This window comes from Maribacter sp. (assembly GCF_039968975.1).
Taxonomy (GTDB): Bacteria; Bacteroidota; Bacteroidia; order Flavobacteriales; family Flavobacteriaceae; genus Maribacter.
This window is the reverse complement of the sequence record NZ_JBDVOT010000044.1, coordinates 1-13,933: the sequence shown is the minus strand read 5'-3', so window position 1 is coordinate 13,933 and position 13,933 is coordinate 1. Positions and strand designations below refer to the sequence as shown.

Genomic DNA, 13,933 nt, shown 5'->3' with positions numbered 1-13,933 from the left:
TCTACCCAATATAAATTGGGGTTCATGTTGGTAACATTAAAGTTTCTTTCAAAAGTTAGAATTTCATACTTGTTGTTATGATATTGACTCAGATGTGCTTCAAATTCCTTTTTTGCTTTTACATCAGACAATTTAAAACTTACCACAAACAATAAAACAGCAATAACAATAACACCTGTAATGAATTTGAACATAGCTATATTTTTAACCAATTTCACTTTAGTTGTAAATGGTGCCTACAAATTATTTTCTAATAATTCTGACAATACAGTAGTACGCTCTTCAACGTTATCTGCATTTAAAATAGGGCTATGATCAATAGTTAATATTCCGTCAGAAAAAGTAAATCCGTTCCTAGGGTTGTGGTGGTCTTTGGTGTTTGTAATACGTATTTCTTTTAAACTTTCTGCTAAAGCCTCTTTACCCATATCATCTGCAGTAATAGATTTTAAAGCAGCTATAAGCGGTAAAAAATAAATTTTTGGATAAGAGTCATTGTAAAGATGCATAAAGCGATCTTCAAATAAAGTTTCCCATTCAATGTTTAAAGGAACATCAAACGTTGCGGCTTCAATAACCTGAGCTTTTAACTCTGGAAATTGTTCTTCTTGAAAGGTTTTTGTAAAACGATTTTCTTTTAATCCCATGATATATAGTTTTAATATTTAGCTAAAAAACATTAGCATGTTTTTTAGTTATAGTTATAAAGTATTATGATTTGTTGAATGAATTGTAAACTACGTGTGTCCAATATGGCGTAATGACCTCTATATCTTCTTTTATTGTTTTTAACCAATAAGAATCAAAAGCTTCAAAAACATTTTCAGGTTTGTTTTTTAAAATCTCAGAAATATCTTCTGATATTTTATTAATTTCATTGAAAAGCCATTTGTTTTGATCTCCAATTGGTTCAATGTCACCCGTAAGAGAAAAAATTTCTCCTGCTTCTAGAAAAAATAAATCTAGTTGCCTATCTGGGTTATTACTAAAAAACTCTATAGTTTCATTTTTACAAGAATCTACTGATTGTACATCTATAGGTTGTGTTTTTAGGTAATCTAAGAATTGGTATAGTTTCTCAATTCCTTTTTTAAAATCTCCTTGAATTGCAATTGGAGCCTCATCATATTCCCATGTTCTTGATTCAGTCATTTTGGTATCACAACCAAGAACTATTTTATAAATAAGAGGAATTGGATGTCCAGACTCTGAAAGATCTCTAAGTTTCTTTAATTCTTTATCTCCACTATAGAGATATGCTCTATTTGCCATATTATTTTTTTGAGTTATTATTTACCTCAAAACTATAGCTTGAATTCGTAGATTTTAAATTCGTTTTATAAGTGCGTACCTCTGTTTTATATCTGCCGTTACAAAGTATCTAATATCTGTTTTAAATACGATTTTTTACGTGTAGCTACCGGTATGGTTTCATCATTAGAAAGACGAACAGTATTATTGGCATTCACTGCCTTTATGTATTTTACATTCACCAAATGAGATTGATGAACACGAACAAAAGTGTGTTCACTTAATATGTTTTCATAATATTTTAGATTACGAGCGCTCATTATTTTCTTATCAGTAGTATGAAAAATGGTATAGGCACCATCTGACTGGCAGCGAACAATATCTGCTATTTGTAAAAAATACTGTGCATCGGCAGTTTTGATCAATAAAGTTTTTTGTATTTCTTTTTCATCAAATTCAGACACCTTCTCTATAGCATTTTTATATACCAGTTCTTTTTTGAACCCTACTCTAAACCGATCAATGCAAGCAGATAGCTCTTCAGAATCTATAGGCTTTAATAAGTAATCTATAGTATCAAATTTTATCGCTTTAATTGCAAACTCATCATAGGCGGTAGTAAAAATAATTTTAAAAGCTATACTGTTTAAAGACTCTAATATCTGAAAGGCGTTACCACCTATAAGCTCAATATCTAAAAAAACAAGATCAGAGTTGTTCGCTTTTAGAAACGTTGTAGCCTCTTCAACATTATCTATTTTAGCTATGACGTCAATATCTTTTTGAGTGTATGTAATGAGCTTGTCTAAAGTATTAAGCGCATTAAACTCATCTTCTATTATAACTGCCTTTATCATTAGAGTTTCAATTTAAAATATACTTTGGTACCAGTAGGATTATTGTGTTCGTCAAAGAGATCCTTAATTACAAAAGATTTTTCCTCTCCCTTCTTTCTCATTTTTAGACGCTCTAAAAATATAGTTGTAGCATGTAATTCTTCGGTCAGCTTTTCTTTCTTTGCTTTTGCAGATCTACCCAAACCATTATCTAGGATAACGAATAACAGCCCTTCAACATCCTTTTCTATTCTAAGAAGAAGTTCGCCACCCTCTTTTTTTTCTTTTAAACCGTATTCTATAGCATTCTCCACAAAAGGTTGCAATAACATTGGTGGCACTTGTATAGTGTTGATATCTATTTCATCTTCAACTTCAACAGCATAGGTAAAAATATTGTTAAAGCGTAATTGTTGGGTTTCTATGTAGTTTTTAATCATAGAAACCTCTTTATCAAGGGTAATGGACTCCTTTCTTACATAGTCGAAATTTTGCCTAATAAGTTTAGAAAAACGCGCAATGTAGTTCGATGATTTTATAGGATTACCTTCTAAAGTTATATTCTGAATAGCCGCCAGCGTGTTAAATATAAAATGCGGATTCATTTGTACCCGCAAAAGGCTCTGCTCTAGATTAGATGCTTTATTCGCCGCTTTCAATTTGGTGTTGTAGATATAGAAGCCCGTAGCAATGAGTATTAGAACAAAGAGCATAACCGCACTTGCCAATAGCAATTGATTTCTACTATTAATTTCTTTCTGATGGTTAATTTCTGTCTCTTTCTGCTTTACTTCATAATTTACGTTCGCAAAGTTTAACAACCTGTCTTTTTCTAAAGTACTCACATTTAATTGTAAGCTATCTCTAACTATTTGGTGGTCTAGTGCGGTAGTATAATTACCGTTCATAATAGAAATCGCAATCAATTTATCCATGACCTCAATTTCTTCTTTTTGATTATGATTAGCAGTATAAATCTGTAATGCTTTTTCATAATTTACCTTTGCCGAGTCATTTTCTGATTGTAACAGATACAAATTACCTAAGCCTTTGTAAGGTGCGGCATTGATAGCTTTTATATTCTTGTTCAAGGTAGCAGAACCTCTTAAAAACTTTTCTGCGCTATTATACTCGCCAGCCTCTATATAGGTATACCCTATATTATTTAAAATACTGACCATGGTTTTGGGATCCTTTTGAGACTGCGTTAGGGTCATAGCCTCAGAAAAACTGGTTAACGCTTTATTATATTCCTTTAGCTTTAGGTAAACGCTTGCCATGTTCCCCTTAATGGCAATAATAGAGGTAGTATCATTACCAATAGCAAAAAGGCTGTCCGTTGCCCGTACGTATGTTAAGGCTTTATCATAATCTTTAAGCTGAAAATGAAGTTTAAACAGCTGATTATATGCTTTGCCCTCAATGCGCTTATCACCTAATAATTGTCCCAAACTCAAAGCTTTTAACGCATAAATTTGTGAAGTCTCTACATCTCCCATGTGTAAAGAAGCACCACTTAAGGTAATTAAGCTTCTGCTCTCGTTATATGTATCGTTCAACCTTACAAATAACTCAAGACATTTGCTGTGGGTATTAAAAGCTTCTTGATATTTATCGTTTAGATATAAAGCTTCCCCCTTATTAAATAACAACGTTGCTTCTTCTAGGGTAGTCAATTGCTTAGTATTCTGCAATAAACTATCAAGCTTTAAAAGAGATTGCTCCGGTTGCCTATGGGTTAAGCTATCTATGACTAGTAAACTCTTTTCGATACCTGGGCGTATGGTATCATCTTTAGTACACGAAAAAAATAATAGAAAAAGAAAAGCACAGAGACTTAATCGTCTTGAGCTCAAATGAATTACAGGCATATTGATAAATCTGGGTGTGGTTTGAGCCTGCTAAAATAAGGAATCATCTATGTTTATGAGACTATTTTACTAGCTGGTTTTAGTTAAATGTTTTAGAATATGTGCATTAACTTACCTTACTGAATATATAAGCGATGTATAGAAATTGTTTCTAGCCAAAAAAAGAAAACCAATCTATCTCACAAGCATTTAATAATTGCCGGTGAATAACAAAATATTCTTGTAATTTCACTGTAAAATATGAGTAACTATTAGTGAATGAAAAACACCAAATTCTATACTGAGCTTAAGAAGTCTAAAAAACCGCTTGCAGATTTATTAGCAAGTGATTCTGACTTTTTAGATGTGCCACAAACTTGGTATGTGGTCGTTGTGGATATACAAAATTCTACACAGGCGGTAGTAGATGGTAATCATCATCAAGTAAATTTAACGGCAACGGGTAGTATTATCTCCGTACTGAATACCGTTCGTAAATTTAAACAGAATATAGAAATTCCTTATTTTTTTGGTGGTGACGGCGCCACTTTTCTCATACCCTCTAGCCTACTTGACAAAGTAATAACCGTACTAGACAATTACAGCGTTCATATTAAGATAAAGACCAACTTGATATTACGGGTAGGTTATGTTCCTGTAAAAGATCTGCTATCAAAACAGTGTCACCTTAAGATTGCCAAACACCAACTTACCCAACGGCTAACCATTCCCATAATTCTAGGCAATGGTTTACATAAAGCTGAAGAAATCATTAAATCTAATTTTAAAGAATTATCAAATTCAGAATTTAATGAAAACTTATTGAATTTAGAGGGAATGGAGTGTAGATGGGAAGAAGTCAATCCCGAACAAAACAAAGCCAAGGTTGTCTGCTTATTATTAGATGCCGTCGAAGAAAAAGCGCAACAAGATGTTTACAGAGAGGTACTGACCAAAATGGATGATATCTTAGGATCATTTATAGATAGGCAACCCATAAAGAGTGAAGGTCTAAAACTAGACACCAGCTTATATAAAATTTGGGAAGAAATGAAATTGAGCCTTGTAGATAAAAGTTGGTTCTACTTCTTTAAAAATTGGATCAAGACCAATATCGGTCGTGCATACTTTAGCCTATCAAAAAGCGGAAAACAATACCTGAAACAAATTGGTCAACTATCACACTCATTTATGCTAGACGGTATGATCAATACTATTTTTACCGCAGAGCAAGACAAAATAGATTTATTTATAGACTACCTAGACCAACTAGAGAGCGAGCATAAAATTATATATGGTATTCATGTTACACACGCTTCTGTAATGTCTTGCTATGTACTGGATATGAAAACCAGTCACTCCCATTTTGTAGACGGAACCGAAGGTGGCTACACGTCTGCAGCAAAAATGCTTAAAGTCAAGAAAAAGGCAAGTCCCCAATAAATTCTGCCCCTGATTATTGCTTAAAGCAATGGCATCTTCATTTTTATTAGGTCAATTAATATAATATTTGAGCAAATCTATGTGTACACGTGTAGGTACCTTGCTGTCATAAGTATTAATTAAAATTATACAAATGATTACAGAAGATAAAAGCATTCACAAAACAAAAAGTACTGGCGGCTTAGAAAATGATACAATCCAAAACAAAGGAATTTCTAAAAACAGAAATGTAGATGAAGCCATAGGAAAACCAGTAAACAATGGCGGAATAGCCACGGCAAAATATGATTTACATCTAGAAAAGCAGTGGTTAGCAGTAAGAGATGAATACTTGTCAAATTTTCCTGAAACACAGGATATTGATGATAATGGAGAGCAAGACAGTGTTGAAGCATTAATAAGCAAAATTGCAAAAAGAAGAGAAAAATCTGAACAAGAGATTCATGATGAAATTATGAACTGGACCTTAAACAAATAAACATGAAAAATATAATATACATTTTAGTTGCCGCATTGGTAGTAAGCTGGGTATTGGGTTTTATTGTATTTAAAGTTATGGGAGCCTTGGTTCACCTTCTTCTTTTATTAGCGGTAGTACTTTTAATCTACAATTGGTTGAGTAACAAGACCAGTACCTAAATCAGAAACTTTAAGAATAGCGCTATAAGTTTTTAATGCAGTTTTTAACAAGCACCACAACTTATTATTAGTTTTGCATTTTTAAATTCATAGCATGATTTCAGTAGATAACCTAGCCGTAGAATTCAGTGGCACCACCCTATTCAGTGACGTATCTTTCGTCATAAACCCCACCGATAAAATTGCCCTAATGGGTAAAAACGGAGCGGGTAAATCTACCATGATGAAAATTATTGCCGGTGAGCAAAAAGGTACACGTGGTAATGTAAGAGTACCAAAAGACGCCGTAATAGCATATTTACCACAACATCTACTGACAGAGGATAATTGCACTGTTTTTGAAGAAGCTGCCAAGGCATTTAAGCATGTTTTTAGCATGCGCGATGAAATGGACAAGCTCAATAAAGAACTAGAGACTAGAACAGATTACGAGAGTGATGCTTATATGGGCATTATAGAAAAAGTATCTGACCTTGGTGAAAAATACTATGCCCTAGATGAAGTTAATTATGATGCAGAAGTTGAAAAGGCACTAAAAGGACTAGGATTTAAACAAGAAGATTTTACTAGGCAAACCAATGAATTTAGTGGTGGTTGGCGAATGCGGATTGAATTGGCTAAAATTCTATTACAAAAGCCAGATTTAATTCTTCTAGATGAGCCTACCAATCACATAGACATAGAATCTGTTATTTGGTTAGAAGATTTCTTGTTGAACAAAGCCAATGCCGTAATGGTCATTTCTCATGACCGGGCGTTTATAGACAATATTACCAACCGCACCATTGAAGTAACTATGGGGCGTATTTATGATTATAAGGCAAACTACAGCCATTACTTACAATTACGCGAAGACCGTAGATCACATCAAATAAAAGCCTATCAAGAGCAGCAAAAATTCATTGCCGATAATATGACATTTATAGAACGTTTTAAGGGCACTTACTCTAAAACCAATCAAGTAACATCACGAGAACGCATGTTAGAAAAGTTAGAGATCATTGAAATTGATGAAATAGATACTTCTTCTTTAAAATTACGCTTCCCTCCCGCTCCAAGATCTGGTGATTATCCTGTAACGGTAAAAGATGTTTCTAAATCTTATGATGACCATATTGTTTTTAAAGATGCAAATATGTCTATTGCTAGAGGTGAGAAAGTCTCATTTGTAGGGCGTAACGGGGAAGGTAAATCTACCATGATTAAAGCCATTTTAGGCGAAATTCCCGTAGAAGGCACTTGTCAGTTAGGTCATAATGTTAAAGTAGGTTACTTTGCCCAAAATCAGGCGTCATTGCTAGACCCAGACTTAACCATCTTCCAGACCGTAGATGAGGTTGCTTTTGGGGACATACGTAACCAAATTAAAAATATTTTGGGTCGTTTCATGTTTAGTGGCGATGATATCGATAAAAAAGTTAGCATGCTTTCCGGTGGAGAAAAAACACGTTTGGCAATGGTGAAATTATTATTAGAACCCGTAAACCTTTTAATATTAGATGAACCTACCAATCATTTAGACCTTAAATCTAAAGATGTTTTAAAAGAAGCTTTATCGACTTATGATGGAACACTTATTCTAGTATCTCACGATAGAGATTTTCTACAAGGCTTATCTCAAAAAGTATTTGAATTCAAAGAGCAGCGCGTTATTGAACACTTTGAAACTATTGATGCTTTCTTAGAGCGTAATAGGATTAAGAGTATTGCTGAAATCAATTTGATGAAGTAAAATCTTTTCTCTTTTTTATTTTTTAAATTACAGGTATATAAGAAATATGTGCAATTGTGCACATATACAATTGTTAGGCAACATTATAAGATGAAATTAAAACTTCTGCTAATTTTCATTTTTCTAACCTCTGAAATTGCTCTATCGCAAATTCAGGACACAATACGTGGACGAGTTATTTCCTCGATAACTAAGTATGAACCAAATGGACCAGTTTATGTACTTGAAAAAGGAACAACGAATGGAACAATTGCAGATAGTCTAGGGGTTTTTGAATTAATTCCGATAATGGACAAGGAAAAATATATCTTGGAAATTACAGCTGGGTATTATGAAAAACTAGAATACGAATACAAATCGGAATGGACAAAAAGGACTAAACCCAAATCAATTGTTGTGTCAGCCAATTGCGACTTAGATAAGGTCGCCAAGGATCTGAGAAAAACTGGATTTAAACTTTATTTAATGGGCGGTATTGCGCCAATTGCAAATTCTAAATCGGACAAGAGATTTGAAAAAAGATACAAAGTAAAATATTATGATTTTGGCTGTGATGCTGTAGTATATGAATGTGTAGAAAAATTTAATAGGCGCACCATTATGTTTATGGACTTGAAATATGACGGCAAATGGAGGAGGAAAGTACGACAGGACGTAATTGGGCTGGATTAATAACGTTGCCTAACACAGCCTAAACGTAATGCGGACTTTAGGGCAAAACCGAAAGGTCTGTGTATATTTATATTGTCGCTAAATCTTATGGATTTAGCTTTGGAGCAAAAAAGAAAAAGCAAAACCCGCCCGTACCGAAAAGGCACGTTCGGGCGGGCAATAAGATTTAGCTTCGTGCGCAGACGGAAACGAAAAGTTTCCTTACTTCCGCACTACGCTTAGCCGAACCGTTATGTATTATTTAAAGCCGAACTTCCTTATGAAGATATTTATATTGTTAATAATGACTATTTTTTCTTTTAATATTTATGGACAAGAATATTACTTCATAAATGCAGAAAGTGGCTTAAATGTTCGTTCAGAAAGTAGTTTATCATCAAAAAAAATAGCAAAAATCCCATTTGGAACTTTAATTGAAAAAATATCTGATACAGATAAATATTTAACCATAAATGATAATGGAAAAGAAATTAAAGGACAATTTATTAAAATAAAATATAATAATTACGGGTATTTAGTTAATAAAGAAATTGAGCAATTTGAAAAAGAAGGTTATGTTTTTGATGCTTATTTAAAAAAACAAGACAACAAAGAAATAATTCACAGTTTAGAAATTAATAAAATAGAATATTTTAAACTATTAAAAAATGTAGATAAAACTATTTATCGTCCTATAAAAATTGAGAATCTTGATTCAATTAAATCAATTTTAAAAAACCGAATAGAATGGGTTACTGAATTTAGTGAAGACGAATACGAAAGAGAAGACGCTATCAAAAGTATATTTACAGATAACGGACAAAAACTTAGAATATCGCAAATAGGAAATGATTATGGATTTTCAGAAGGTCATTCTGGTTATTATCCTGAATATGATATTCTGCTTTTAGAAGGAGGACATTCTAGTGATATGTGTTTTTCTATTAAAACAGGCGAAACTGATTTAACTATTGGAAATCCTGAATATATTATTCCTTCGCCAAAAAACACTTACCGTTTGAATGGAAGTTTTGGAGGTCAAGAATGCATTTCTTATTTTTTTCAAAAAAGAGATAATGAAAAATTTATCTATTTAACCAAATTTGGTTGGGATTATGATATTTGTGAATTTGAAGAGTTTTATTGGATTAATGAAAATGAATTCATTTACAGAAAAAAGTATCATAAAGAAGAATATTTCAGAGGAAAAATAAAAAACAATACATAAAAATGTATAAAAATAATAAGGGTAAAGTGCCAAACCCAAAATTGATGCATATAACAAAGTCCGCCAAATTTACAATTTGACGGTTAAAAAAAAAATAATAGTAAAATTGTAAATTTGGCTAAGTGCTAAATCTGAAAGTAAGTGCATTTTAACCCTTTACTATTCTTATACTAACCGTTAGCCACTAGTCAAAGATTCAAATGAACTATAAAATACCTAATTCATATAATTGGTTTGTAAAACTCAATTTGACTAAATTCATTCCTTGGAATTTTGACACGGACATTAATTCAAATTCTGCTATCAACGACCGATTTAAAATTGAGTGTGAACTAAATCGTGAAGTTCTGACTTTTGGACGAAGACAGGATATGGACACATTTGTGGGATTTGAAATTGTGAACGAAAAAGTAATGGAGCATGTAATTGTTTTTCATCCATCTTTCGGACAAAACATAAAAGGCTGGAATATTATTGAATCTGAACATTCGGATTTTTTTGATTTTATGCATAAAAGAGTATTGCCAGAAATGAAGGAATGGATTCCCATGGACGACATAAACGAATACCTTGAAAAATAAAACTTTGGCTAACAATGCCCATAATTAATTTAAACTTCGGTTTTTTATGCCGAGGTCTGTGTAAATTTATGAAGTCGCAAAATCTTTGAGATTTTACTTTAAACAAAAAAAACAAAACCAAAAGCTTTTGCTTAGCGCGTAGCTGGAAATCCGCCGGATTTCTGCGCCGCACAAACCATAGCCGAACCGTTGTGCAGCATTTGTAAAACAATCGAACTGAATTGAAATATGGGGATTTTTGACCTTTTTAAGAAAAAACAAAAGTCTACCGAATTTAGATGTTCGACTTGTGGAGAAATACACAATGAATTGCCAGCCCTTGGATTTATTACACCTTTCTACTATGAAACTCTAAACGAAAAAGACAAAAAAGAAATTGCTGAAATTTCAAGTGATTTTTGTGTAATAAATCACGAAGACCAAACTGACAGATTTATAAGAACTGTATTGACAATTCAAATTAATGATGCCTGTGAAAATTTAGATTACGGCGTTTGGGTTTCTTTAAGCGAAAAGAGTTTTGACGAATATGAGGCTGACTTTAAGAATAATACTGAAGAAAAAACTTATTTCGGAATGATTAGTAATGACATTCCTGATTATCAAGAAAACACTTTGGGACTTCACGTAAATGTGAACACAAGAAAAGGCGGAATAAGACCAGAGATTATCCCTCACGAAAACGACCATAAGTTGATTTCGGATTGGGAGAATGGAATTTCAATTGAGGAAGCTGAAAAGCGAATAGAAAGAATGAACAATTCTTTAACCAAAAAGAAAACTCAAAAATTGACAAATGAACAAATTAGAACAGAGTTTAAAAAATTTGTCGGAAATGATAAATACACTCATTTCATTTTGACTCTTTATGAAGCGTTTCCTTTGAGAGAAAAGCTGTTTTTTTGGCAAGAAGAATTACTAAATAAATTTTCGCAAGAATATAATATTGAAGAAATAGAATATGAAAACGTTTACGTAATATTTAATCATTGTCCAATTCACGACTTTGAATTAAAAAAGGATACTGTGAAAATCGTTGATGTTAATGATATAACCCCAAAGGCATCATATGAAAAAGAAAAAAAACTTTTTCCAATGGCAAATATTAATGCGACCAGAGACTTGGAAAGATTTAGCTATCCAAAAGATGTTGATGTTGTTTATTGCGAAAAATGTAGAGAATTAAAGAATAAATAAAACGTTGCACAACAATGGCTATAATTAATACGGTTTTTAGTGCTTAAGCCAAAGTTTGGGTATATTTAGAATGTCTGCCAAATCTTCTGGATTTGGCTTTTAAAAAGAAAAAATAAAAACAAACAAAAAGATTCGGCTAATCGCTTAAACGGAAACAAAAACGCTTTTTTATTCCCGTACTAATCATAGCCTCTCCGTTGACAACAATTTAAAACACACGAAAATTCTGAACGCAATGAACAATTTTGATTTTGAAAATAGTATCTCAGAAAACAAAAATTATCTAATAGACTTATCTACTGAAAAAGATAACTCTGAAGATTTACAGTATTTAGTAAATAATTTTTCTGGTACTGTTAAGAGAGATTTTTCAGAAATTCCAAATACTCTAAACGAAATTAGAATTTACATAAGTGGAAATCTTGAACATGTAAAAAACGAATCGAAAACAGTTTTTATTGTTAAAGAGTTATCATCAAATTATGAGCATTTGAACACAGATAATTTTTCTATAATTCAACTTGGAAAAGTTCCTATAAATATTCATAATGCAGGAGTTTTTTATAGACGTTTTTTTGACGATGATGATTACTTTACAAAAATAGAATCTGAACATAAATTCCAGAATCTAACAGAGTCTAATAAGCAATCAATGGCTTTAAGAAAAGGAATTTATTTAAGTAAAGTTATTAAAGATGAAAAGGATGCTCTACATTTTAATTTGTTAAGGTGTTCAAGTAACTTAACTGGACCTACAGATAATTTAAGAAAGACTGACATCCAAATACTAAATGCATTAAACCAAGCTATAAAGTTTGATTTTGAGAAAAAGACAGAATTAAATCATATTCTTGCTCAAATTTATTTGAACAAAAAAAACGATTTAAATTTAAAAGAAGTAAAAGCAAAAATCAGTGCACATTCTGATAAAACAAAGGATATGTCAAAAGAAGGACTGATTACTTTTTGTACCTTCTATGATAAAACCAATTTTGAGAATTTATCACCTTCAAAAACAGATAAATTTGACTTAGTTTATAAAAAATCAAGTGGATTTACAAGGCTTCTTTTTAAATTAAAGAAAACAGTTAATGATGAATCTTTAGTAAAAGAGTTTAGTGTAACATTATATCCTAATTCAGTTTTTTCGATTCCTCTTTCTACAAATAGACTTTATACTCACGAAATAAGACCTTCGGTTTTAAACATAGATAAAATCCCAATTAGAATGGGTTATGTAATTCGTTGTTCAAACTTAGAAGCTGTTTATGAAGATAATAAAACTTACATAAAAGAAAATGGAAATCGAATCCCTTTAGAACTTATGAATAATAAGAATATGGAGGATTTAAGAGATTCTTATTATAAAGAAAATAAAACTGAAAAAAATGTAAATTACGGAAAAGTTCATTTTAGTATGAATTCTGGTGATTATAAAAGACCAATTTACTAATGAGTCAAAATGAATTTTTAAAAATAACCTTACCCTTTGAACATAACCTTTTCAATAAATTATCTAACAATATTAATTTTGAGAATATAGGAAAAGGAAGATTAGGAAACCATTTAATAAAAGTAAGTAATAAAGGTATTCCTATAGTTAGAACAACAACTCAATACAATATTCCAGCTCATAATTTTTCTTCGACACATAATAGAATTATAGCTACTGTAAATGATAATATAGAAAATTTACCTTTTATAAATTTCAATAATGCGTTGATTGAAGTTTATGATTCAAGTTATACTAAAATGAAGTATCATTCAGACCAGTCTTTAGATTTAGCTGACAACTCTTATATAGGACTTTTTTCCTGCTACGAAAAACCAAGTGAATTAACAGAACATAATATAAGAAAACTGAAAATAAAAAATAAAACGACCAATGAGGAATTTGAAATTCTACTAACCCATAACTCTTTTATTCTGTTTTCAACATCTGCTAATTCAAATTTTTTTCATAAGATTATATTAGAACAAGTTCCTTCAAAAAAATCATTACAATCTGAAAATAAGTGGCTTGGAATTACTTTTCGAGAATCTAAAACCTTTATTAATTTTAAAAATAATTTACCTTATTTAATTAATGGTAAATTATTAGAATTGGCTAACGAAGAACAATCAAAAGCATATTATAAATTAAGGGGAGAAGAAAATAAGAATACTGATTTTATATATCCAAAAATAGATTATACACTTAGTAAAGCTGATACAATTATTCCAATAGGAATATAAAATACAAAACGATTATGATTATTGCATTTGACACTTATTACTATGATAATAAAGCCAAAACAGTTGGTGTTTCTTTCAATAAATGGGAAGATGATAAACCTATTGAGATTTATAGTGAAATAATTGAAGGAGTAGCCGAATATGAACCAGGCTCATTTTACAAAAGAGAACTACCTTGTATAATGAGCTTATTAAAAAAAATCAGTTTAGATAAAATTGATTTAATAATTGTTGATAGTTATGTAATTTTAGATGACAATGGTAAACTAGGTTTAGGCGGGCACTTATTT

General features: G+C 31.4%; 15 protein-coding genes and 1 pseudogene. 11 read left to right on the top strand and 5 right to left on the bottom strand.

The window, feature by feature from the left end; translation table 11 throughout:
- The 5 genes from ABJI11_RS02940 to ABJI11_RS02920 form a co-directional block, all read right to left on the bottom strand.
- The coding region (locus ABJI11_RS02940; protein ID WP_348349266.1) for a hypothetical protein at positions 1-194 on the bottom strand (194 nt) is incomplete at its 3' end.
- A gap of 42 nt (positions 195-236) precedes the next feature.
- Positions 237-647 (bottom strand): hypothetical protein, encoded by a 411-nt coding sequence (locus ABJI11_RS02935; protein WP_348349264.1) that lies wholly within the window; start codon positions 645-647, stop codon positions 237-239.
- Positions 648-711: 64 nt separating this feature from the next.
- Entirely contained in the window at positions 712-1,272 is a 561-nt protein-coding gene (locus ABJI11_RS02930) for a hypothetical protein (protein WP_348349262.1), read from the bottom strand.
- 98 nt (positions 1,273-1,370) lie between these two features.
- Positions 1,371-2,108 carry a LytTR family DNA-binding domain-containing protein gene (locus tag ABJI11_RS02925; protein ID WP_348349260.1) on the bottom strand — a complete coding sequence of 246 codons (738 nt, stop codon included), beginning with the start codon at positions 2,106-2,108 and terminating at the stop codon, positions 1,371-1,373.
- Positions 2,108-3,958: a tetratricopeptide repeat protein gene (locus tag ABJI11_RS02920; protein WP_348349259.1), complete on the bottom strand. Its 1,851-nt coding sequence runs from the start codon at positions 3,956-3,958 to the stop codon at positions 2,108-2,110. Before ABJI11_RS02920 ends, ABJI11_RS02925 begins: the two co-directional genes overlap by 1 nt.
- Before the next feature lie 258 nt (positions 3,959-4,216).
- Between ABJI11_RS02920 and ABJI11_RS02915 the strand changes: the two genes are divergently transcribed.
- From ABJI11_RS02915 to ABJI11_RS02865, 11 genes and pseudogenes are all read left to right on the top strand, one after another.
- The gene (locus tag ABJI11_RS02915; protein ID WP_348349257.1) at positions 4,217-5,380 is read left to right on the top strand and encodes a DUF3095 family protein; all 1,164 of its coding nucleotides are present in this window, start codon (positions 4,217-4,219) and stop codon (positions 5,378-5,380) included.
- A gap of 133 nt (positions 5,381-5,513) precedes the next feature.
- Complete coding sequence (locus tag ABJI11_RS02910) at positions 5,514-5,858, top strand: hypothetical protein (protein ID WP_348349255.1); 345 nt, start codon at positions 5,514-5,516, stop codon at positions 5,856-5,858.
- Positions 5,859-5,860: 2 nt separating this feature from the next.
- Positions 5,861-6,019 carry a lmo0937 family membrane protein gene (locus tag ABJI11_RS02905; protein ID WP_348349253.1) on the top strand — a complete coding sequence of 53 codons (159 nt, stop codon included), beginning with the start codon at positions 5,861-5,863 and terminating at the stop codon, positions 6,017-6,019.
- 94 nt (positions 6,020-6,113) lie between these two features.
- Positions 6,114-7,751 (top strand): ABC-F family ATP-binding cassette domain-containing protein, encoded by a 1,638-nt coding sequence (locus tag ABJI11_RS02900; protein WP_348349251.1) that lies wholly within the window; start codon positions 6,114-6,116, stop codon positions 7,749-7,751.
- 90 nt (positions 7,752-7,841) lie between these two features.
- A complete protein-coding gene (locus ABJI11_RS02895) occupies positions 7,842-8,423 on the top strand; it encodes a hypothetical protein (protein WP_348349249.1) in 582 nt (193 codons plus the stop codon).
- A 259-nt stretch (positions 8,424-8,682) separates the two neighbouring features.
- Entirely contained in the window at positions 8,683-9,630 is a 948-nt protein-coding gene (locus ABJI11_RS02890) for an SH3 domain-containing protein (RefSeq protein WP_348349247.1), read from the top strand.
- 200 nt (positions 9,631-9,830) lie between these two features.
- Complete coding sequence (locus tag ABJI11_RS02885) at positions 9,831-10,211, top strand: hypothetical protein (protein WP_348349245.1); 381 nt, start codon at positions 9,831-9,833, stop codon at positions 10,209-10,211.
- Positions 10,212-10,439: 228 nt separating this feature from the next.
- On the top strand, positions 10,440-11,408 hold the full coding sequence (locus tag ABJI11_RS02880) for a DUF2199 domain-containing protein (RefSeq protein ID WP_348349243.1): 969 nt from the start codon (positions 10,440-10,442) through the stop codon (positions 11,406-11,408).
- Between the two features lie 235 nt (positions 11,409-11,643).
- Complete coding sequence (locus ABJI11_RS02875; RefSeq protein WP_348349241.1) at positions 11,644-12,861, top strand: hypothetical protein; 1,218 nt, start codon at positions 11,644-11,646, stop codon at positions 12,859-12,861.
- Complete coding sequence (locus ABJI11_RS02870; protein ID WP_348349240.1) at positions 12,861-13,643, top strand: alpha-ketoglutarate-dependent dioxygenase AlkB; 783 nt, start codon at positions 12,861-12,863, stop codon at positions 13,641-13,643. Before ABJI11_RS02875 ends, ABJI11_RS02870 begins: the two co-directional genes overlap by 1 nt.
- A 14-nt stretch (positions 13,644-13,657) precedes the next feature.
- A pseudogene (locus ABJI11_RS02865) lies at positions 13,658-13,933 on the top strand (endonuclease V); the annotation flags it as partial.